Source organism: Salmonella sp. 741265116_PST (genome assembly GCF_046567715.1).
Classification (GTDB): domain Bacteria; phylum Pseudomonadota; class Gammaproteobacteria; order Enterobacterales; family Enterobacteriaceae; genus Salmonella; species Salmonella enterica.
The window spans coordinates 32,894-53,541 of the sequence record NZ_JBKFPH010000017.1; the positions used below are offsets into that span (position 1 = coordinate 32,894).

The following is a 20,648-nucleotide window of genomic DNA, read 5'->3' on the forward strand; positions in this document are numbered from 1 at the left end:
ATTTCGTGCTTTGATCGTCACGTAACGTTACCGATCCCAACATTAGCTAAAAATTAAACTATCGTCCCTTTATACTCACGCGAAACTGCACCCCGTCGGCGGCAGGCATAATGACCATAGCGATTCTCTGGAATCGGGAGAGATAAAATGACGTTGCCCTTTAAACCCCATCTCATTGCCCTTGTGTGCAGTGCCGGGTTATTTGCCGCTTCGGGCGTACTGTATGTTAAAAGCCGCGCTCCCGAAGCGCCCGCGCAGGCGGCGGCTCCCGTCCCTGAGCAAACGCAGACCGCTGTGCCCGCGCCTGTCGCGAAAACGACCTTTACCACTGCGCAAATCGATCAATGGGTCGCGCCTGTCGCGCTTTATCCCGATGCCCTGCTTTCGCAGGTGCTCATGGCCTCCACCTACCCGGCGAACGTGGTTCAGGCCGTCCAGTGGTCGCGAGATAACCCCACGCTGCAGGGCGATGCCGCTATTCAGGCGGTGGCCAGCCAACCGTGGGACCCCAGCGTCAAATCGCTGGTCGCCTTTCCCCAGTTGATGGCGCTTATGGGCGAGAATCCGCAATGGGTGCAAAACCTGGGCGATGCGTTCTTAGCCCAGCCACAGGATGTGATGGATGCGGTGCAAAGGTTGCGTCTGCTCGCTCAACAAACCGGTTCGCTAAAATCAACGCCGCAGCAAACCGTCACCAGCGTGCCGAAGTCCAGCGCTTCTACCGCCGTCACGACGACAACCACCACCACATCCGCCACTACGCCAGCGACACCGTCGACCGTCATCAAAATTGAACCCGCGAATCCGCAGGTGGTGTACGTGCCGAACTATAACCCCACGACGGTGTATGGCACCTGGCCCAATACCGCTTATCCGCCGGTGTATTTACCGCCCCCTCCGGGGCAGCAGTTTGCCGATAGTTTTGTTAAAGGTTTTGGTTATAGTCTGGGCGTCGCCACCACCTATGCGTTGTTCAGCAGCATAGACTGGGATGACGACGATCATCACCACCATGACGACGACCATCATCATGATGATGATTACCATCATGGTGGTAACGGTTATCAACATAATGGCGATAATATCAACATCAATGTCAATAATTTCAACCGGATATCCGGGCAAAACCTGCCGGGCCAAACGATGGGCTGGCAGCATAATCCCGCCTGGCGCAATGGCGTCCCCTATCCGAATAATACCGTTGCGCAACGGTTCCATCCCACCAATGTTAGCGGCGGGTTAAGCGCAACGCAGCAAGCGCCAGTGTCTCGCGACAATCAGCGACAGGCGGCCATGACGCAATTCCAACAACGCAGCCATACGGCGAACGCTTCTTTGCCAGCGCCAGGCACCCGCGACGCCCAGCGTAAGGCGGCCTCACAACAATTAAATCAGATAGCCCAGCGTAATAATTACCGTGGCTATGACGGAACACAAAACAGCAGTCGTCGCGAGGCGGCGCAGCAGACACTGAATAAATCCACCACGCAGCAGCATCGTTCCGAGCTGAAGGCTAAAGCCCAGCAGCACCCTGTTTCACAACAGCAGAGAGACACCGCCCGCCAGCGTATTGAATCCTCTACGCCGCAGCAGCGTCAGGCATTTCGCCAGAATATGCACGCCAATGTGTTTAGCGGGAACGACAGTCGATCGCCGTCATGGCAATCGCAACAGCTACGCGGCCTGGAAAGCCGTCGCGGCAGTCACTTAAACACCGAGCAACGCGCCGCCGCGCGGGAACATTTTTCTGAACATCATGAATTTCATCGCCGTTAACCGGAGCAGATAATGAAAAAGGTTATGTTAAGCGCTCTGTTACTGTCGTTACCCTTGCTGGGCTACGCGCAGGAACGGTTCCCCTCCCCGGAAGCGGCCGCCAGCGCCTTCGCCGCGGCGGTAGCCGGAAAAAACGAAACGCAGCTTACCGCGCTACTGGGCGATGACTGGCGGCAATTTCTGCCGCCGGAAGGCGCCGATCCCGAGGCCGTGGCCCGCTTCAATCGTGACTGGCGCGAAGGCCATCGCATTGTACAAAAAGACAATACGGCGCACCTGAATGTCGGACGAGAAGACTGGCAGCTCCCGGTGCCCTTGGTGAAAGAGACTGGCGGCTGGCGCTTTGATATGGCGGCAGCCGGGAATGAGATCCTCACCCGTACTATTGGGCGAAATGAACTTTCTACCTTACAGGCCATGCATGCTTACGTTGATGCGCAGCAGGACTATTACTTACAAAACCATCGCTGGGCGCACAGGATAATCAGTAGCGAAGGCCAAAAAGATGGCCTGTACTGGCCAACCAAAGCAGGCGACGTCCCCAGTCCATTAGGCCCAAACTTTAGCCCCGCCGCGCCAGAAGAGGGCTATCACGGCTACCATTTCCGTATTATCAGCGATAACGACGGTCACGGCGCGGCGCTTCTGGCCTGGCCGATGCATTACGGCGAAACCGGGGTGATGAGTTTTATGGTCAACCAGGACGATCGTATTTATCAGGCGGATTTAGGCAAGGAGACGGAGAGTAAAGTTCAGGCTATCACGCGTTTTGCGCCAGACGCGCAGTGGCAGGTCGCCGAATAACCCGTAAGCGCCTGGCGTTATCGCCAGGCCATGATCATTAGCCCTGATGCGGCATTAATTCCGGGTGGCCTTGTACCGGCGGCTTGTTGCTGGTCAGCGCGGCTTCATCAGCCTGAATGCTGCCGGAATTGGCCGCCCATACGCCTTCATGCGTGTGGGTGATCTGCTGATGCTGCGCATTCAAATCCTCGCCCATTGCCGCAATATGCGTGCTTTCCGTACCGCCGCTGTTAGTCGCCCAGGGGATGACGGGATCGCTGGCAAATGCCATGCCGGAAATCAAGGTCGCAGTTAGCGCTGCTGTTGTCAGAAAAAGTTTCATATATCAAACCTCATAATTAGCTCGCTATTATTTTATAGCGTTACTAATTTCAGGGTGATGACAAAGTAAGGAGAGGTATTTCTTATGAAACAATTAGTTGGTCGAAAATGACAGACAAAGGCACTACCGACGGCATAAGCTTTGAAAAACGTACTGCTGCGGAAAAGATAAATTTTGCGGTTTCGTTATCCTTCGCCATCATTTGACACATTTGATTTGCCATGCATAAAAAAAGCGGCCGTAAAGCCGCTTTTCTGTACCGGGTAGCGCATTGCCACCTACAGAAGATTATTTCTTCTTCGCTTTCGGGTTCGGCAGGTCAGTAATGCTACCTTCGAAAATTTCCGCCGCCAGGCCCACGGACTCATGCAAAGTCGGGTGCGCATGAATGGTCAGCGCGATGTCTTCCGCGTCACAGCCCATTTCGATCGCCAGACCGATTTCACCCAGCAGCTCGCCGCCGTTGGTGCCGACAATCGCCCCGCCGATCACGCGGTGAGATTCTTTGTCGAAAATCAGTTTGGTCATACCGTCTGCGCAGTCAGAAGCGATAGCGCGGCCAGAAGCTGCCCACGGGAAGGTGGCGGTTTCATAGCTGATGCCTTTTTCTTTCGCTTCTTTCTCGGTCAGGCCAACCCATGCCACTTCTGGCTCGGTGTACGCGATAGACGGGATAACTTTCGGATCGAAGTAGTGTTTCTTCCCGGCGATAACTTCAGCGGCAACGTGACCTTCGTGAACGCCTTTGTGCGCCAGCATCGGCTGACCGACGATATCGCCGATAGCAAAGATGTGCGGCACGTTGGTGCGCAGCTGTTTGTCGACGCGGATAAAGCCACGGTCGTCAACTTCCACGCCAGCTTTGCCTGCGTCGAGGTTTTTACCGTTCGGCACACGACCAATCGCCACCAGAACCGCATCATAACGCTGCGCTTCAGCCGGGGCTTTTTTGCCTTCCATCGAAACGTAGATACCGTCTTCTTTCGCTTCAACGGCAGTCACTTTGGTTTCCAGCATCAGGTTGAATTTCTTGCCGATGCGCTTGGTGAAGACTTTAACGATGTCTTTATCAGCCGCCGGGATAACCTGGTCGAACATTTCAACCACGTCAATCTCTGAACCCAGCGCGTGGTATACGGTGCCCATTTCCAGACCGATGATACCGCCGCCCATGACCAGCATACGCTTCGGCACTTCTTTCAGTTCCAGAGCGTCGGTAGAATCCCATACGCGCGGGTCTTCATGCGGAATAAACGGTAATTGGATCGGACGAGAACCTGCCGCGATGATCGCGTTGTCGAAGTTGATCACGGTTTTGCCGTTTTCGCCTTCAACTTCCAGGGTGTTCGCCCCGGTGAATTTACCCAGACCGTTGACCACTTTCACTTTACGGCCTTTGGCCATACCCGCCAGACCGCCGGTCAGCTGCGTGATCACTTTCTCTTTCCAGGTACGAATCTTGTCGATATCGGTTTTCGGCTCACCGAAAACGATACCGTGTTCAGCCAGCGCTTTGGCTTCTTCGATAACTTTTGCTACGTGCAGCAGCGCTTTAGAAGGGATACAGCCGACGTTCAGACAAACACCGCCAAGAGTGCTGTAGCGTTCTACAATTACGGTTTCCAGACCTAAATCAGCGCAACGGAAAGCGGCAGAATAGCCTGCCGGGCCCGCCCCAAGTACCACGACCTGAGTTTTGATTTCAGTACTCATCATGACCTCTTTATTTGTATCCGGCGGTCCGGGGTACTTGATCGCCCATCATCCACCGGGTCGTTCTATCCGCCCGTATCTTACAAAATTGTTAACAATTTTGAAACAACAAACGGATCACGAATTATCGCTTTCGCTAATAACCTCACAAAACACATGAGATTATCAAAAAAAAACCGGCCGTCGGGCCGGCTTTTTCGCTTACATCACCAGACGGCGAATGTCAGACAACATATTGTTGATAATGGTAATGAAACGCGCCCCATCAGCACCATCGATCACACGGTGGTCGAAGGAAAGAGAGATAGGCATCATCAGACGCGGCACAAACTCTTTCCCATTCCACACCGGTTCCATCGCCGACTTAGAAACGCCGAGGATAGCCACTTCCGGCGCGTTAACAATCGGTGCGAAGTGGGTAGTTCCCAGGCCGCCGATGCTGGAGATAGTGAAGCAACCACCCTGCATTTCGCCAGCGGTCAGCTTACCATCACGCGCTTTTTTGGAGATGGTGGTCAGTTCGCGAGACAGCTCGGTCACGCTCTTCTTATTCACGTCTTTAAAGACCGGAACCACCAGGCCATTCGGGGTATCAACCGCCACGCCGATGTTGATGTATTTTTTCAGGGTCAGACGCTGACCGTCTTCGGACAGAGAGCTGTTGAAGCGCGGCATTTGTTCCAGAGCAGCGGCAACCGCTTTCATGATGAAGACCACCGGCGTGTATTTCACATCCAGTTTGCGCTTCTCAGCTTCGGCGTTCTGCTGTTTACGGAACGCTTCCAGATCGGTGATATCGGTCTTGTCAAAGTGAGTAACGTGCGGGATCATCACCCAGTTACGGCTCAGGTTCGCACCAGAGATTTTCTGGATACGGCCCAGTTCGACTTCTTCAACTTCACCAAACTTGCTGAAGTCCACTTTCGGCCACGGCAGCATACCTGGGATACCGCCGCCAGTTGCTGCCGGAGCCGCTTCTGCACGTTTGATAGCATCTTTCACGTAAGCCTGAACGTCTTCGCGCAGAATACGGCCTTTACGACCGGTGCCTTTCACTTTCGCCAGGTTGACGCCAAACTCGCGCGCCAGGCGGCGAATCAGCGGAGTAGCGTGAACGTAAGCGTCGTTTTCAGCGAACTCAGATTTACCTTCCGCTTTGGCAGCCGGAGCCGCTGGCTTCTCAGCTTTCGCCGCCGGAGTCGGTGCCGCCGCTTCCTGTTTAGCCGGAGCGGCCGCAGGCGCTGCGCCTTCTACTTCGAAGACCATAATCAGAGAACCGGTTTTCACTTTATCGCCGGTGCTGATTTTGATTTCTTTCACGGTGCCCGCGAACGGCGCAGGCACTTCCATGGAGGCTTTGTCGCCTTCCACGGTGATCAGCGACTGTTCAGCGTCTACTTTATCGCCGACTTTGACCATCACTTCGGTGACTTCAACTTCGTCGCCGCCGATATCCGGTACGTTAACGTCTTTCGCGCCCGTCGCTGCTGCTGGAGCAGCCGCAGCCGGAGCGGCTTCCGCTTTCGCTGGTGCTGCTGCGCCTGCTTCACCCGCCACTTCGAAGACCATAATCAGAGAGCCGGTAGACACTTTGTCGCCGGTGTTCACTTTGATCTCTTTCACGGTACCCGCGAACGGCGCCGGCACTTCCATAGAGGCCTTGTCGCCTTCGACGGTGATCAGCGACTGTTCAGCTTCAACGGTGTCGCCCACTTTCACCATCACTTCAGTCACTTCAACTTCGTCACTGCCGATATCCGGAACGTGAACGTCTTTCGCCGCTGCCGCAGCAGGTGCTGCTGCCGGAGCCGCTTCTTTCTTCTCTTCTGCCTTAGCAGGTGCAGCGTCAGCTGCACCGTCGGCGGAATCGAAAATCATGATAAGTGCACCGGTCTCGGTTTTGTCGCCGACAGAGACTTTGATCTCTTTCACGACGCCAGCCTGCGGAGACGGGACTTCCATAGAGGCTTTGTCGCCTTCTACGGTGATCAGCGACTGTTCAGCTTCCACTTTGTCGCCCACTTTGACCAGAATCTCGGTGATTTCAACTTCATCTGACCCGATGTCCGGTACTTTGATTTCGATAGCCATTATTCTTTTACCTCTTACGCCAGACGCGGGTTAACTTTATCTGCATCGATGTTGAATTTGGTAATCGCATCCGCTACCACTTTCTTGTCGATTTCGCCACGTTTAGCCAGTTCGCCCAGTGCCGCTACCACCACGTAGGAAGCATCAACTTCGAAGTGGTGACGCAGGTTTTCACGGCTGTCAGAGCGGCCAAAGCCGTCGGTACCCAGTACGCGGTAATCATCAGCCGGTACATAAGTACGAACCTGCTCGGCGAACAGTTTCATATAGTCAGTAGATGCCACAGCCGGAGCGTCGTTCATCACCTGAGCGATGTACGGTACGCGCGGGGTTTCCAGCGGGTGCAGCATGTTCCAGCGCTCACAATCCTGACCATCACGCGCCAGTTCGGTGAAGGAGGTTACGCTGTACACGTCAGAACCTACGCCGTAGTCTTTCGCCAGAATCTGTGCCGCTTCACGCACGTGACGCAGGATAGAACCGGAGCCCAGCAACTGAACTTTACCTTTGCTACCTTCGAGGGTTTCGAGTTTGTAGATACCTTTACGGATACCTTCCTCGGCACCTGCTGGCATTGCCGGCATGTGGTAGTTTTCGTTCAGGGTGGTGATGTAGTAGTAAACGTTCTCTTGTTTCTCACCGTACATACGCTCCAGACCATCATGCATGATGACAGCCACTTCGTAAGCGTAAGCCGGGTCGTAAGAGATACAGTTCGGGATAGTCAGCGACTGAATGTGGCTGTGACCATCTTCGTGCTGCAGACCTTCGCCGTTCAGCGTCGTACGACCGGAAGTCCCGCCGATCAGGAAGCCGCGAGCCTGCTGGTCGCCAGCCTGCCAGCACAGGTCGCCGATACGCTGGAACCCGAACATGGAGTAGTAAATATAGAACGGGATCATCGGCAGATCGTTGGTGCTGTAAGAGGTCGCCGCAGCCAGCCAGGATGCGCCTGCGCCCAGCTCGTTGATCCCTTCCTGCAGAATCTGGCCTTTCTCGTCTTCTTTGTAGTATGCCACCTGCTCACGGTCCTGCGGGGTGTACTGCTGGCCGTTCGGGCTGTAGATACCAATCTGACGGAACAGACCTTCCATACCGAAAGTACGCGCTTCGTCGGCGATGATCGGCACCAGGCGATCTTTGATCGACTTGTTCTTCAGCATCACGTTCAGGGCACGAACGAAAGCGATCGTGGTGGAAATCTCTTTGCTTTGCTCTTCCAGCAGCGCGCCAAAATCTTCCAGGGTCGGCAGCTCTAACTTCTCGGTGAAGTTCGGCTGACGGCTTGGCAGGTAGCCGTGCAGCGCCTGACGGCGTTCATGCAGGTATTTGTGTTCTTCAGAACCTTCCGGGAAGGTAACGTACGGCAGTTTTTCGAGATCAGCATCGGCAACCGGCACGTTGAAACGATCGCGGACGTAACGCACGCCGTCCATGTTCATTTTCTTAACCTGGTGAGCGATGTTTTTACCTTCCGCGGTGTCACCCATGCCGTAACCTTTAATGGTATGGGCCAGGATTACCGTCGCTTTGCCTTTGGTTTCCTGCGCTTTTTTCAGTGCCGCGTAGACTTTCTTCGGATCGTGACCACCGCGGTTCAGCGCCCAAATCTGCTCATCGGTCCAGTCAGCCACCAGCGCGGCGGTTTCCGGGTATTTACCGAAGAAGTGCTCACGCACGTAAGCGCCGTCTTTGGATTTGAAGGTCTGGTAGTCGCCGTCAACGGTTTCGTTCATCAGCTGGATCAGTTTACCGCTGGTGTCTTTACGCAGCAGTTCATCCCAACGACCGCCCCACATGACTTTGATAACGTTCCAGCCAGCACCTGCAAAGATGCCTTCCAGTTCGTTAACAATCTTGCCGTTACCGGTGACCGGGCCGTCAAGACGCTGCAGGTTACAGTTGATAACAAAGACCAGGTTGTCCAGTTTTTCACGGGTGGCGATGGTGATAGCGCCTTTGGATTCCGGCTCATCCATCTCGCCGTCGCCCAGGAAGGCGTAAACGGTCTGTTTAGAGGTATCTTTCAGGCCACGGTGTTCCAGATATTTCAGGAATTTAGCCTGGTAGATAGCACCGATTGGGCCCAGACCCATAGATACGGTCGGGAACTGCCAGAATTCCGGCATCAGTTTCGGGTGCGGATAGGAAGAGAGGCCATTGCCATGCACTTCCTGACGGAAGTTATCCATCTGTTCCTGGGTCAGACGACCTTCCAGGAACGCGCGAGCGTAGATGCCCGGAGAGATGTGGCCCTGGAAGTACACCAGGTCGCCGCCATCCTGTTCGTTGCGCGCACGGAAGAAATGGTTGAAACAGACATCATAGATCGTGGCGGAAGACTGGAAGGACGCCATGTGGCCGCCCAACTCAAGGTCTTTTTTAGACGCGCGCAGCACGGTCATGATGGCGTTCCAGCGGATAGCAGAACGAATGCGACGTTCCAGCTCCAGATTGCCCGGGTATTCCGGTTCGTCTTCAACGGCAATAGTGTTGATGTAATTACTGGCCCCTGCGCCTGCCGCGACTTTCACGCCGCCTTTGCGAGCTTCAGAAAGCAGTTGGTCAATCAGATACTGAGCGCGCTCAACACCTTCTTCACGGATGACCGATTCGATCGCCTGTAGCCAGTCGCGAGTTTCGATCGGATCCACGTCATTTGGGAAACGTTCTGACATGGGGGTATTCCTTATCTATCTAATACGTTGAGTTATCTGGAACCTGTCCCATTAAACTTTCGTCAGAAAGCTTAATAAGACAGGTTCTGCGTTTATTGCCTGGCCCATAAGGTGTAATTGTTGCAGCCAGTTTGGTCACGGACAGCGCGGAACAACCGGAACGTACACGTAGTACGTGAGGATTGTGAGCACTGCCCAGGACCAAAATGGCAAATAAAATAGCCTTATGGGCCTGGCATTTAGTTGCCGCGCACATTTTTGCGCTTTATTCACAACATCTTCTGGTTAACGTTCTGCCAGAAAAAACTAATTCTTGCGCTGTTCCAGACGGCGTAAAGCGCGTTCACGACGGCTCTCCTCACGGCTTCTGTCCAGCATAATCTCTTCGATAAACGCCAGATGGCGGTGTGACGCTTCACGCGCTTCTTCTGGTTTTCCGGCCATAATGGCTTCAAATATACGGGTGCGATGCGTACTCACCAGCGGCAGCATCTCCCGACGCGCATACAGCAATTCGAAGTTCTGCCGCACGTTTTGCGCCAGCATCGGCTCCATACACCTTAGCAGATGAAGCAATACCACGTTGTGCGCCGCTTCGGTGACGGCGATTTGATACTGGAGCACGGCTTCGGACTCGGCATCCAGATCGCCGGACTCTTGCGCCAGCTCAATAGCGTGGTGCAGCTCGCGAATACGGTCTTTATCTTCGTCGGTGCTGCGCAGCGCCGCGTAATAAGCCGCAATGCCTTCCAGCGCATGGCGCGTTTCGAGCAGGTCAAACTGGGATTCAGGGTGATCGGAGAGCAGTTCCACCAGCGGGTCGCTAAAGCTCTGCCACAGGCTGCTCTGCACGAAGGTTCCGCCGCCCTGGCGACGAAGCAACAATCCCTTCGCTTCGAGACGTTGAATCGCCTCGCGCAAGGAGGGACGGGAGACGTCGAACTGTTTTGCCAGTTCACGTTCCGGTGGGAGTTTTTCTCCGGGACGCAATGTTCCCTCAAGGATTAAAAACTCCAGCTGCTGCTCGATCACATCGGAGAGTTTTGGTTGGCGGATTTTGCTGTAGGCCATGATTTCCTGTCTTAAGCCATTTGCCCGGAGTCAATTGGTCTTACCAATTTCATGTCTGTGACGCTAAAGTAACAAAGTATTCACCTTCTGTCCATACAGGTTTTGATTGAAATCAGTAAAGGAGGCGCATTTTAACAATTTTACAGAAATCATGTTTCAAAACTGTAACTGTGCACAAATGTTAAATTTACCCACCAGGAGGTAGATTTAACGTATTTGAAACGATAAAAAATCTCATCTGAACCGATTCAACAGCAGATTAAATGCGTTTTTATGCATAAATAATGAATAAAAACAAATCAACCTTTGTAAGGGAAAATAAAAGGAGGTATTTACAAGTGCTTTCTTTTTACGCAACTCGTCATCACCCCTGCACAAAGCAGGTGCATTCGCGGTCACATACCATTATTCTGATCAAGACGAAATAGTTGAAGTGACATTTAAAAAAACGAATCTGTAAATAAATCAATACAAAAAGCGGAATTGCAAACTTACACACGCACTACTGCATCGTTCAAAATAAGCGCGTTATAAATAAACCGCGCCCGATACACGAGGTTTTATGATGGACAGTCAGCAGCACGGCGAGCAGCTCAAGCGCGGCCTGAAAAACCGCCATATTCAGCTTATCGCATTGGGCGGCGCGATAGGGACAGGCTTGTTCCTGGGAAGCGCCTCCGTTATTCAGTCGGCGGGGCCAGGAATTATCCTGGGCTATGCGGTTGCAGGCTTTATTGCCTTTCTGATTATGCGCCAGCTGGGGGAGATGGTGGTTGAAGAACCGGTCGCCGGCTCTTTTAGCCACTTCGCCTATAAATACTGGGGCGGCTTTGCCGGATTCGCTTCCGGCTGGAACTACTGGGTACTGTACGTATTAGTTGCCATGGCGGAACTGACCGCAGTGGGTAAATATATCCAGTTCTGGTATCCGGAGATCCCCACCTGGGCTTCTGCGGCAGCCTTCTTTGTGATTATTAACGCCATCAACCTGACCAACGTTAAAGTGTTCGGTGAGATGGAGTTTTGGTTCGCCATTATTAAAGTGATCGCCGTCATCGCTATGATTCTGTTCGGCGCGTGGTTACTCTTCAGCGATACCGCTGGTCCGCAGGCAACCGTGCGCAACCTGTGGGAACAGGGCGGCTTTCTGCCGCATGGCTGGACCGGGCTGGTGATGATGATGGCCATTATTATGTTTTCGTTCGGCGGACTGGAGCTGGTAGGGATCACCGCCGCTGAAGCCGATAACCCGGAACAGAGCATCCCCAAAGCTACCAATCAGGTTATCTATCGCATCCTGATTTTTTATATCGGCTCGCTGGCGGTCCTGCTTTCGCTGCTGCCATGGACTCGCGTCACCGCCGATACCAGCCCGTTTGTCCTTATCTTCCATGAACTGGGCGATACGTTTGTCGCCAATGCGCTGAATATCGTGGTTCTCACCGCCGCGCTATCGGTTTATAACAGCTGCGTTTACTGCAACAGCCGTATGCTGTTCGGTCTGGCCCAGCAGGGAAATGCGCCGAAAGCGCTGCTGAACGTCGACAAACGCGGCGTGCCGGTGAGCTCCATTTTGGTTTCCGCCGTCGTGACGGCGTTGTGCGTGCTGCTCAACTACCTGGCCCCAGAGTCCGCATTCGGACTGCTGATGGCGCTGGTGGTCTCCGCGCTGGTCATTAACTGGGCGATGATTAGCCTTGCCCATATGATGTTCCGTCGCGCGAAACAGCAGCAGGGCGTGAACACCCGCTTCCCGGCCCTGTTTTATCCGTTCGGCAACGTTCTCTGTCTGCTGTTTATGGCGGCGGTATTGATCATTATGCTGATGACGCCAGGTATGGCGATCTCCGTGTGGCTGATTCCGGTATGGCTGCTCATCCTGGGCGTCGGCTACCTGTGTAAAGAAAAAACGGCAAAAACGGTGAAAGCCCACTGATCGTGGCATTACTTTTCCGCCCTCCCCGTCCGGGGAGGGTGTTATCTGCCTCACAGTTTCCCACGTATAACCATTTTATCCATATCAGCGGCGTGATCCTGCTACGCAAAAAAAAGCTCGCAGGCGAATAATTACCGCCATCATCTGATGGGGAGAAGTCTCAATGGATAAGGGCAGACTTTCGGTAAGAGAGAAAATCGGGTATGGCATGGGCGACGCCGGATGTAACATTATTTTTGGCGCTATCATGCTGTTTGTTAATTATTTTTATACGGATATTTTTGGTCTTGCCCCGGCGTTAGTCGGTGTTTTACTCCTTTCAGTACGCGTTATCGATGCCGTTACCGATCCGGTGATGGGCGCGCTTGCCGATCGTACCCAAAGTAAATATGGTCGTTTCCGCCCCTGGCTACTGTGGATTGCATTTCCCTACGCGCTGTTCAGCGTGCTGATGTTCACGACGCCGGACTGGGGCTATAACAGCAAAGTTGTCTATGCTTTCGTCACCTATTTTCTGCTTTCTGTGACCTACACCGCCATCAATATTCCCTATTGCTCACTGGGCGGCGTGATCACCAACGATCCAAAAGAGCGCGTGGCCTGTCAGGCTTATCGCTTCGTGTTAGTCGGCATCGCGACGCTGTTGCTATCGTTAACGCTATTGCCGATGGTGGACTGGTTTGGCGGCGGCGACAAAGCCAAAGGCTATCAGTTGGCGATGACCGTGCTGGCGATTATCGGCATGGGTATGTTTCTGTTCTGCTTTGCCAGCGTCCGCGAACGCGTTCGCCCTGCCGTTCCGACGCACGATGATATGAAGAATGATTTCAAAGACGTGTGGAAAAACGATCAATGGGTACGCATTCTGCTATTGACCTTATGTAACGTCTGCCCGGGGTTTATCCGTATGGCGGCGACCATGTATTACGTCACCTGGGTGATGGGACAAAGCACCCATTTCGCTACGCTTTTTATTAGCCTTGGCGTGGTCGGTATGATGTTCGGCAGTATGCTGGCAAAAGTCTTAACCGATCGCTGGTGTAAATTGAAGGTATTTTTCTGGACCAATATCGCGCTGGCGATTTTCTCCTGCGCGTTCTATTTCTTTGATCCGAAAGCTACCGTGATGATAGTGGCGCTCTACTTCCTGCTCAATATTCTGCATCAGATCCCTTCCCCGTTGCACTGGTCGCTGATGGCGGACGTCGATGATTACGGCGAATGGAAAACCGGAAAACGCATTACCGGTATTAGCTTCTCCGGTAATCTGTTCTTCCTGAAACTGGGCCTGGCGATTGCCGGGGCGATGGTCGGCTTTTTGCTCTCCTGGTACGGTTATGACGCCAGCGCCAAAGCGCAAAGCGCCTCGGCGATGAACGGTATTATGCTGTTGTTTACCGTTATCCCCGGCGTTGGCTATCTGATTACCGCAGGCGTGGTACGCCTGCTGAAAGTTGACCGTGAACTGATGAAAAAAATCCAGAACGATTTGGAAAAACGTCGCACTAATTACCGCGAATTGAGTGAGTTGCAGGAGCTCAACGCCGCTGAAAGCGTAAGGAAAGCCTGATGGCAAACTGGCCAAACCCGTTTATTGAACAACGTGCCGATCCGTTTATTTTACGCGACGGCAGCGATTACTACTTTATTGCCTCCGTACCGGAATATGACAGGCTGGAAATCCGCCGGGCTGATTCGCTGGAAGGGTTGCGCGCCGCCGACCCCGTTGTCGTCTGGCGCAAACCGGAAAGCAGCCCGATGAGCCAGCTCATCTGGGCACCGGAAATGCACCGCATCAACGGCAAGTGGTACATCTATTTTGCCGCTACCCATACTCAAGCGCTTGATAAGCTGGGAATGTTCCAGCACCGCATGTTTGCCCTGGAGTGCGCCGATGCCGACCCACTCACCGGCAAGTGGACGGAGAAAGGTCAAATTAAAACACCGTTTGATACCTTCGCCCTCGATGCCACCACTTTTTATCACCAGGGAAAGCAGTGGTATCTGTGGGCGCAAAAAGCGCCGGATATTGCCGGTAACTCAAATATTTATCTGGCTGAACTGGAAAACCCGTGGACGATTAAAGGCGAGCCGGTAAGACTCAGTAAGCCAGAGTACGACTGGGAGTGTCGGGGTTTTTGGGTTAACGAAGGTCCGGCCGTCGTGGTGCATGGCGACAAGCTGTTTATCAGCTATTCGGCCAGCGCCACCGATGAAAACTACTGTATGGGGTTACTGTGGATTAACGTAAACGACGATCCGCACGATCCGGCCAACTGGCATAAATCACCGCGACCGGTCTTTACCACCAGCTATGCAAATCGCCAGTATGGGCCGGGACACAACAGCTTTACGCAAACGCCGGAAGGTGAAGATGTACTGGTGTACCACGCGAGAAATTACACCGAAATTGAAGGCGATCCGTTGTACGATCCCAACCGCCATACGCGTCTGAAACGGGTGCGCTGGGACGAAAACGGGATGCCTGATTTTGGCGTGCCGCCAGCCGATACGATCTAAGCCGTTGCACTGCCCGGTGGAGCTAACGCTTACCGGGCCTACAGATTTTTCCATTGTAGGCAGCATAAGCGTTAGCGCCATCGGCACAACGCTACACTAATGCCCCATAAATGGTGAGCAACGCAATAATCACCACCACCACAAACGAGGCCTTCTTCGCCATCGACACCGCCGCTTTGGGGGTTTCTACTTTGTCAGTATGCGGTTCGCGCGCCAGTGAGAACTGCGCCAGACGTGTGAGCACCTGATATTGCGAAGTATGCAGATCCGCCAGCGAGGCAAACCAGGCCGGCAACGCTTTCTCGCCATGCCCCAGTAATGCATACACTACGCCCGCCAGACGTACCGGAATCCAGTCCAGCACATGAAGAATAGCGTCAATGCCGGATTGCAAACGTTGGTGTGGCGTCTGATAGCGCGCCAGCCAGGTCTGCCAGGCCCGTAAAAACGCATAGCCCACCAGCGTTACCGGCCCCCACGGACCGCCAACGATAAACCAAAATAGCGGTGCGAGGTAAAAACGGAAATTTATCCATAACAACGCATTTTGCAGCTCACGCAAAAATTCACGCTCATTACAATCCGGCGGCACGCCGTGAATCAGCGTAAGCTCGCTGGCCATCGCCTCGCAAGGATGCGGATCGTTACGGGACGCCGCTTTCAGCCAGGCGTGATAATGTACTCGCACTTTACCCGCGCCGATACACAGCACGCCCAGGAGAATCCACACCACCAGCGTCGGCACGTTAAATAGCAGCCCTTTTAACGCCTGGAGCAGTAGAAAAGTCACCACCATCGCGATTGCCGTCATTCCCATCGTGCGCAACATCGAAAAATGCGTAATCCGACGGAATAGCGCCTCCAGCCGATGATCGAGCTGCCAGTGCTCGCCCAGCTTAAACAGGCGCTCGACAATCAGCACCAGTAATGTCGTAAACAGCGTCATGTCATCTCCTTGTGCGACGAAAGGGCTACCAAAGCGCGAAAGCGCGGCCAGTCAAAGGCAGGGCCAGGGTCCGTTTTGCGGTCAGGCGCAATGTTGCAGTGTCCGGTCATATTGTCGGCGATCGCCGGATAGCAAGCGATAAGCGTGCGCGTCACGGCGGCTAGCTGCTGATACTGCGCATCGGTATAAGCCAGCGTATCCGTCCCCTCCAGCTCAATACCAATGGAGAAATCATTACAACGTTCCCGCCCCTGATAGTTTGATACGCCCGCATGCCACGCACGCTTATCAAAAGGCACATACTGGACGATTTCACCGTCGCGACGAATCAGACAATGGGCCGAAACACGAAGATGAGCGATTTCTGCAAAAAAAGGATGGGCGTCTGGATCTATCGTTCCGGTGAATAATGCATCGATCCACGGACCGCCAAACTCGCCGGGGGGCAGGCTAATATTATGCACCACCAGCAAGGACGGTTTTTCGTCATCCGGACGGCAATCATAATGCGGAGAAGGGACGCGTCGCGCCTCTACCAACCAACCCTTATCTGGCAACATGCAGAGTCTCCTTTTGAGTGGTGCTTATAGCTGCTTCAGAGTAGCATGTTTCTACCTTATGATTCGTTAGCAATTTGGAGTTTTATCATGCCGCCTCGCCGTTATAACCCAGACGACCGACGTGACGCGCTACTGGAACGCATTAATCTCGATATCCCTGCCGCCGTTGCTCAGGCGCTGCGTGAAGATTTAGGTGGAGAAGTCGATGCTGGCAACGATATCACCGCGCAACTTTTGCCGGCAGATACGCAAGCCCATGCCACGGTGAGCACTCGTGAAGACGGCGTTTTCTGCGGCAAGCGCTGGGTTGAAGAGGTCTTCATCCAACTGGCGGGCGATGATGTGCGCCTCACCTGGCATGTCGATGACGGCGACGCCATTCACGCCAACCAAACAGTGTTTGAACTGAACGGCCCAGCTCGCGTATTGCTGACTGGCGAGCGCACGGCGCTAAACTTTGTCCAGACCCTTTCCGGCGTCGCCAGTGAAGTACGCCGCTACGTTGGACTGCTGGCTGGCACCCAAACCCAGTTGCTCGACACGCGTAAAACGCTGCCGGGTCTGCGCACCGCACTCAAATATGCAGTTTTATGCGGCGGCGGCGCCAATCATCGTCTGGGCCTCACTGACGCGTTCCTGATTAAAGAAAACCATATTATCGCCTCCGGTTCGGTTCGTCAGGCGGTGGAAAAAGCGTTCTGGCTCCATCCGGACGTGCCGGTAGAAGTCGAGGTCGAAAATCTGGATGAACTGGACGATGCGCTGAAAGCAGGCGCGGATATTATCATGCTGGATAATTTCAACACCGACCAGATGCGCGAGGCGGTGAAACGCGTCAACGGCCAGGCGCGGCTGGAAGTATCCGGCAACGTCACCGCGGAAACCTTACGCGAATTTGCTGAAACCGGGGTGGATTTCATCTCCGTTGGCGCGCTGACCAAGCACGTACGCGCGCTCGATCTCTCCATGCGTTTTTGCTGATCCTCTCCGCCCGATGGCGCTGCGCCGTCGGGTCTATAAATCACCTGTCCGGAGATCCGCGTCGTGATTCGGTAAAATATTCGTAGCGCCTCGCAATAACGTTGCCGTGTCATGTAACGCAGCGAAAATCTTCAGAATCCGCCTTCCCGTTTTACCTTTTGCCGCTCGCCCGCTCTTCCCTCGTTTGCCACAGTAGCGCCAGCTAACTCAAGGAGCGAACAATGGAAAAACAACGCGGTTTCACGCTTATCGAACTGATGGTCGTTATTGGCATCATCGCCATTTTAAGCGCCATTGGCATTCCGGCTTACCAGAACTATCTGCGTAAAGCGGCGCTGACGGATATGTTGCAAACGTTTGTCCCCTATCGTACCGCCGTCGAACTCTGCGCTCTGGAACATGGTGGGACGAGCACATGCGATGCGGGCGTCAACGGTATCCCCTCGCCCGTCATCACCCGTTATGTTTCGGGCATGAGCGTGGAAAAAGGCGTCATCACGCTTACCGGCCAGGAGAGTCTGAGCGGGCTTAGCGTCATCATGACGCCCGCCTGGGACAATGCTAACGGCATTACCGGCTGGACGCGTAACTGCAATATTCAAAGCGACAGCGCGTTACAACAGGCTTGTGAAGATGTCTTCCGTTTTGACGCCAACTAAGGAGACAAGATGAAAGACGCTCAGCTCAACACCTTATGTCAACGTCATCAGGCTGTACTGATCAATAGCGCCAGCAACAGTATCACTGTTGCGGTGGTCGACGCGCCCTCTCATGCGTTACTGGACGCTCTGCATTTCGCCACGCAAAAACAGATTGATATTGTGTGCTGGACTCGCCAGCAAATGGAAAATCATCGGCATAAGCCGGATCAGGCTCCCTCGACAAACGCCGCGAAAGGCGGAGAAACCGCGGCCCAGCTTCTCAATCAGACATTACGCTCGGCGATGGCGAAACGCGCCTCTGATATCCATCTCGAACCAGGCGCCGGCCGCTACCGGATAAGGCTCCGCATCGACGGTGTTCTTCATATTCTGCAGGACATCGCCAAAGAGACGGGGCTTGCGCTGACGGCCAGATTGAAAGTCCTGGGAAATTTGGACATCGCTGAACATCGGCTGCCGCAGGACGGGCAATTTACCGTTGACCTGGCGGGCGACAGCATCTCTTTTCGTATCGCCACGCTTCCCTGTAAGGAGGGCGAAAAAGTCGTCTTACGGTTGTTGCATCAGGTTGAACAAACGCTGGATCTGGACACGCTGGGCATGTACGGGGCACAACTTACCGCTTTTAGACAAGCCCTACAGCAACCTCAGGGGCTGGTACTGGTGACTGGCCCCACCGGTAGCGGAAAAACGGTCACGCTATACAGCGCGCTACAAACCCGGAATACGCCGGGTATCAACCTCTGTAGCGTTGAGGATCCGATAGAAATTCCACTGGATGGGATTAACCAGACGCAGATCCATCCCCGCGCCGGGCTCACCTTTCAAAATGTGCTGCGCGCGCTTTTACGCCAGGATCCTGACATCATCATGGTAGGTGAAATTCGTGACGGCGACACCGCAGAAATCGCCATTAAGGCGGCACAAACGGGCCATCTGGTACTTTCAACGCTCCATACGAACTCCACCAGTGAAACCCTGATACGTTTGCAGCAAATGGGCGTAGCACGCTGGATGATCTCATCGGCGCTTACGCTGGTGGTAGCGCAACGCCTGGTAAGGAAGCTTTGCCCGCACTGCAAACAGCGTCTGAGCGATCCCGTGGTGCTATCGCCCAATCTTTGGCCCAGCGCGCTACCGCGCTGGCAGGCAAGCGGCTGTCAGCATTGCTACCACGGCTTTTATGGCCGAACCGCGTTATTCGAAGTGTTAACCGTTACCCCGGCATTACGTCAGTTAATTGCGAGCGGCGCATCGGCGCAAGCACTGGAAGCCCACCTCCAACAGACCGGTACAGGGACGCTTTTTGAAAATGGCTGTCGCGCCGTTGAGCAAGGCATGACGTCCTTTGAAGAGATACTGCGCGTTCTGGGAATGCCCCATGAGCGTTAAACAACTCTGGCGCTGGCAAGGCGTTAACGATAAAGGTCAACTGGAACAAGACGTTGTATGGGCGGACAATCGTCTGGCGCTGATCATCACCCTGCAACATCAGCGCATTATGCCGCTTCGCATCAAGCGCATGGGCGTTAACGCCGCACTGTGGAAAGAAGAGCAAAGCGCTGAAATTATTCATCAGTTGGCCACGCTCATTCATGCCGGACTAACGCTTTCTGAAGGGCTGGAACTCCTTGCGAAACAGCATCCACACCGACAATGGCAAGCGCTGTTGCGCACGCTGGCTCACGAGCTTGAACAGGGCGTCCCTTTTTCCAGCGCATTAGTCTCCTGGCCGCAGGTATTTCCGCCGCTCTACCAGACGATGATCCGCACCGGAGAACTGACCGGCAAACTGGCCGAATGCTGCTTTGAACTGGCCCGTCAGCAAAAAGCACAACGGCAGATTACGGTTAGCGTGAAAAAGGCGCTGCGCTATCCCGCCATTATTCTGACAATGGCCGCCCTGGTCGTTTTCGCCATGCTGCACTTTGTTCTGCCGGAATTTGCCGCCATTTACCGTAGCTTTAATACCCCGCTCCCTCTTCTGACGCGTGGTATTATCGCGATAGCGCAATGGGGGTCGGCATGGGGTTGGCTCATCTTGTTCCTGACGATGCTCGTTGCTATCGCTCACCGCAGGGTAAAACAAAAGCCGTCCTGGCAAGCGCAGCGACAGCGTCTTCTGCTACGGCTTCCCGTTATGGGTCGCCTGATAAGAGGCCAGAAACTAGCGCAAATATTCACCGTACTGGCATTGACCCAAAGCGCAGGAATTCCTTTTCTTCAGGGACTGGAAAGCGCTATCGAGAGTCTCGGCTGCCCTTACTGGTCACAGCGTTTAACGCAGGTACATCAGGAGATCGCCGCGGGCAATCCGGTCTGGTTGGCGCTAAAAAATACCCAGGAATTTAGTCCGCTATGCCTGCAACTGGTCAGAACGGGCGAAGCGTCCGGCTCACTCGATATCATGCTGCATAACCTTGCCCGTCACCACAGTGAAACTACGCTGGCGCTGGCCGATAATCTGGCGTCGCTGTTGGAACCGGCGTTATTGATCATCACCGGCTTAATTATCGGTACGCTGGTGGTGGCGATGTATTTGCCGATTTTTCATCTGGGAGACGCGATGAGCGGGATGGGATAAGGCT

16 protein-coding genes are annotated in these 20,648 nt (G+C 54.0%); 9 read left to right on the forward strand and 7 right to left on the reverse strand.

Annotated elements, in window-relative coordinates; translation table 11 throughout:
• The first annotated feature begins 147 nt into the window (after window positions 1–147).
• Together ACLD11_RS13535 and ACLD11_RS13540 are read left to right on the forward strand one after the other, a co-directional pair.
• Window positions 148–1,776 (forward strand): DUF3300 domain-containing protein, encoded by a 1,629-nt coding sequence (locus ACLD11_RS13535; protein ID WP_411015001.1) that lies wholly within the window; start codon window positions 148–150, stop codon window positions 1,774–1,776.
• Window positions 1,777–1,788: 12 nt separating this feature from the next.
• Window positions 1,789–2,580, forward strand: coding sequence for a DUF2950 family protein (locus ACLD11_RS13540; protein ID WP_411011783.1), 792 nt, complete (start codon window positions 1,789–1,791; stop codon window positions 2,578–2,580).
• A gap of 37 nt (window positions 2,581–2,617) precedes the next feature.
• On the opposite strand, the gene ACLD11_RS13545 is transcribed toward ACLD11_RS13540, so the two are convergent.
• From ACLD11_RS13545 to pdhR, 5 genes are all read right to left on the reverse strand, one after another.
• Window positions 2,618–2,902, reverse strand: coding sequence for an outer membrane protein (locus tag ACLD11_RS13545; RefSeq protein ID WP_000765363.1), 285 nt, complete (start codon window positions 2,900–2,902; stop codon window positions 2,618–2,620).
• Between the two features lie 288 nt (window positions 2,903–3,190).
• The gene (gene lpdA / locus ACLD11_RS13550; RefSeq protein WP_411011805.1) at window positions 3,191–4,615 is read right to left on the reverse strand and encodes a dihydrolipoyl dehydrogenase; all 1,425 of its coding nucleotides are present in this window, start codon (window positions 4,613–4,615) and stop codon (window positions 3,191–3,193) included.
• A 201-nt stretch (window positions 4,616–4,816) separates the two neighbouring features.
• Window positions 4,817–6,706, reverse strand: coding sequence for a pyruvate dehydrogenase complex dihydrolipoyllysine-residue acetyltransferase (aceF, locus tag ACLD11_RS13555; RefSeq protein ID WP_411015002.1), 1,890 nt, complete (start codon window positions 6,704–6,706; stop codon window positions 4,817–4,819).
• Between the two features lie 14 nt (window positions 6,707–6,720).
• Window positions 6,721–9,384: a pyruvate dehydrogenase (acetyl-transferring), homodimeric type gene (gene aceE, locus ACLD11_RS13560; protein ID WP_411015003.1), complete on the reverse strand. Its 2,664-nt coding sequence runs from the start codon at window positions 9,382–9,384 to the stop codon at window positions 6,721–6,723.
• Window positions 9,385–9,690: 306 nt separating this feature from the next.
• Window positions 9,691–10,455 carry a pyruvate dehydrogenase complex transcriptional repressor PdhR gene (gene pdhR / locus ACLD11_RS13565; RefSeq protein ID WP_000331771.1) on the reverse strand — a complete coding sequence of 255 codons (765 nt, stop codon included), beginning with the start codon at window positions 10,453–10,455 and terminating at the stop codon, window positions 9,691–9,693.
• A gap of 562 nt (window positions 10,456–11,017) precedes the next feature.
• On the opposite strand from pdhR, the gene aroP reads away from it, so the two are divergent.
• The 3 genes from aroP to ACLD11_RS13580 all read left to right on the forward strand — a co-directional run bounded on the left by aroP (window position 11,018) and on the right by ACLD11_RS13580 (window position 14,911).
• A complete protein-coding gene (aroP, locus tag ACLD11_RS13570; RefSeq protein ID WP_115400776.1) occupies window positions 11,018–12,391 on the forward strand; it encodes an aromatic amino acid transporter AroP in 1,374 nt (457 codons plus the stop codon).
• 163 nt (window positions 12,392–12,554) lie between these two features.
• Window positions 12,555–13,961 (forward strand): glycoside-pentoside-hexuronide (GPH):cation symporter, encoded by a 1,407-nt coding sequence (locus ACLD11_RS13575; RefSeq protein ID WP_411015004.1) that lies wholly within the window; start codon window positions 12,555–12,557, stop codon window positions 13,959–13,961.
• Window positions 13,961–14,911, forward strand: a complete 951-nt coding sequence (locus ACLD11_RS13580) for a family 43 glycosylhydrolase (protein WP_411015005.1) — start codon at window positions 13,961–13,963, stop codon at window positions 14,909–14,911. Before ACLD11_RS13575 ends, ACLD11_RS13580 begins: the two co-directional genes overlap by 1 nt.
• Window positions 14,912–15,002: 91 nt before the next feature.
• Here the strand turns inward: ACLD11_RS13580 and ampE are convergent, their stop codons facing one another.
• Both ampE and ampD read right to left on the reverse strand, forming a co-directional pair.
• Complete coding sequence (ampE, locus tag ACLD11_RS13585) at window positions 15,003–15,857, reverse strand: beta-lactamase regulator AmpE (protein ID WP_000172039.1); 855 nt, start codon at window positions 15,855–15,857, stop codon at window positions 15,003–15,005.
• Complete coding sequence (gene ampD, locus ACLD11_RS13590; RefSeq protein ID WP_000936326.1) at window positions 15,854–16,417, reverse strand: 1,6-anhydro-N-acetylmuramyl-L-alanine amidase AmpD; 564 nt, start codon at window positions 16,415–16,417, stop codon at window positions 15,854–15,856. Before ampD ends, ampE begins: the two co-directional genes overlap by 4 nt.
• 87 nt (window positions 16,418–16,504) lie before the next feature.
• Here ampD and nadC point away from each other — a divergent pair, with 87 nt between their 5' ends.
• From nadC to hofC, 4 genes are all read left to right on the forward strand, one after another.
• A complete protein-coding gene (nadC, locus tag ACLD11_RS13595; protein ID WP_411011788.1) occupies window positions 16,505–17,398 on the forward strand; it encodes a carboxylating nicotinate-nucleotide diphosphorylase in 894 nt (297 codons plus the stop codon).
• Window positions 17,399–17,619: 221 nt separating this feature from the next.
• The gene (gene ppdD / locus ACLD11_RS13600; RefSeq protein ID WP_000414989.1) at window positions 17,620–18,057 is read left to right on the forward strand and encodes a prepilin peptidase-dependent pilin; all 438 of its coding nucleotides are present in this window, start codon (window positions 17,620–17,622) and stop codon (window positions 18,055–18,057) included.
• 9 nt (window positions 18,058–18,066) lie between these two features.
• The gene (gene gspE / locus ACLD11_RS13605) at window positions 18,067–19,452 is read left to right on the forward strand and encodes a type II secretion system protein GspE (RefSeq protein ID WP_411011789.1); all 1,386 of its coding nucleotides are present in this window, start codon (window positions 18,067–18,069) and stop codon (window positions 19,450–19,452) included.
• A complete protein-coding gene (gene hofC / locus ACLD11_RS13610) occupies window positions 19,442–20,644 on the forward strand; it encodes a protein transport protein HofC (RefSeq protein WP_061380481.1) in 1,203 nt (400 codons plus the stop codon). Before gspE ends, hofC begins: the two co-directional genes overlap by 11 nt.
• Window positions 20,645–20,648: the final 4 nt, after the last annotated feature.

Excerpts from the sequence above, each read along its gene's own strand:
- pdhR (WP_000331771.1), bottom strand. The coding sequence starts at position 10,455 with ATGGCCTACAGCAAAATCCGCCAACCAAAACTCTCCGATGTGATCGAG.
- ACLD11_RS13545 (WP_000765363.1), bottom strand. The coding sequence starts at position 2,902 with ATGAAACTTTTTCTGACAACAGCAGCGCTAACTGCGACCTTGATTTCC.
- ACLD11_RS13580 (WP_411015005.1), top strand. The coding sequence starts at position 13,961 with ATGGCAAACTGGCCAAACCCGTTTATTGAACAACGTGCCGATCCGTTT.
- aceF (WP_411015002.1), bottom strand. The coding sequence starts at position 6,706 with ATGGCTATCGAAATCAAAGTACCGGACATCGGGTCAGATGAAGTTGAA.
- hofC (WP_061380481.1), top strand. The coding sequence starts at position 19,442 with ATGAGCGTTAAACAACTCTGGCGCTGGCAAGGCGTTAACGATAAAGGT.
- nadC (WP_411011788.1), top strand. The coding sequence starts at position 16,505 with ATGCCGCCTCGCCGTTATAACCCAGACGACCGACGTGACGCGCTACTG.
- ACLD11_RS13535 (WP_411015001.1), top strand. The coding sequence starts at position 148 with ATGACGTTGCCCTTTAAACCCCATCTCATTGCCCTTGTGTGCAGTGCC.
- aceE (WP_411015003.1), bottom strand. The coding sequence starts at position 9,384 with ATGTCAGAACGTTTCCCAAATGACGTGGATCCGATCGAAACTCGCGAC.
- ppdD (WP_000414989.1), top strand. The coding sequence starts at position 17,620 with ATGGAAAAACAACGCGGTTTCACGCTTATCGAACTGATGGTCGTTATT.
- ACLD11_RS13540 (WP_411011783.1), top strand. The coding sequence starts at position 1,789 with ATGAAAAAGGTTATGTTAAGCGCTCTGTTACTGTCGTTACCCTTGCTG.
- aroP (WP_115400776.1), top strand. The coding sequence starts at position 11,018 with ATGATGGACAGTCAGCAGCACGGCGAGCAGCTCAAGCGCGGCCTGAAA.
- ampD (WP_000936326.1), bottom strand. The coding sequence starts at position 16,417 with ATGTTGCCAGATAAGGGTTGGTTGGTAGAGGCGCGACGCGTCCCTTCT.
- ACLD11_RS13575 (WP_411015004.1), top strand. The coding sequence starts at position 12,555 with ATGGATAAGGGCAGACTTTCGGTAAGAGAGAAAATCGGGTATGGCATG.
- gspE (WP_411011789.1), top strand. The coding sequence starts at position 18,067 with ATGAAAGACGCTCAGCTCAACACCTTATGTCAACGTCATCAGGCTGTA.
- ampE (WP_000172039.1), bottom strand. The coding sequence starts at position 15,857 with ATGACGCTGTTTACGACATTACTGGTGCTGATTGTCGAGCGCCTGTTT.
- lpdA (WP_411011805.1), bottom strand. The coding sequence starts at position 4,615 with ATGAGTACTGAAATCAAAACTCAGGTCGTGGTACTTGGGGCGGGCCCG.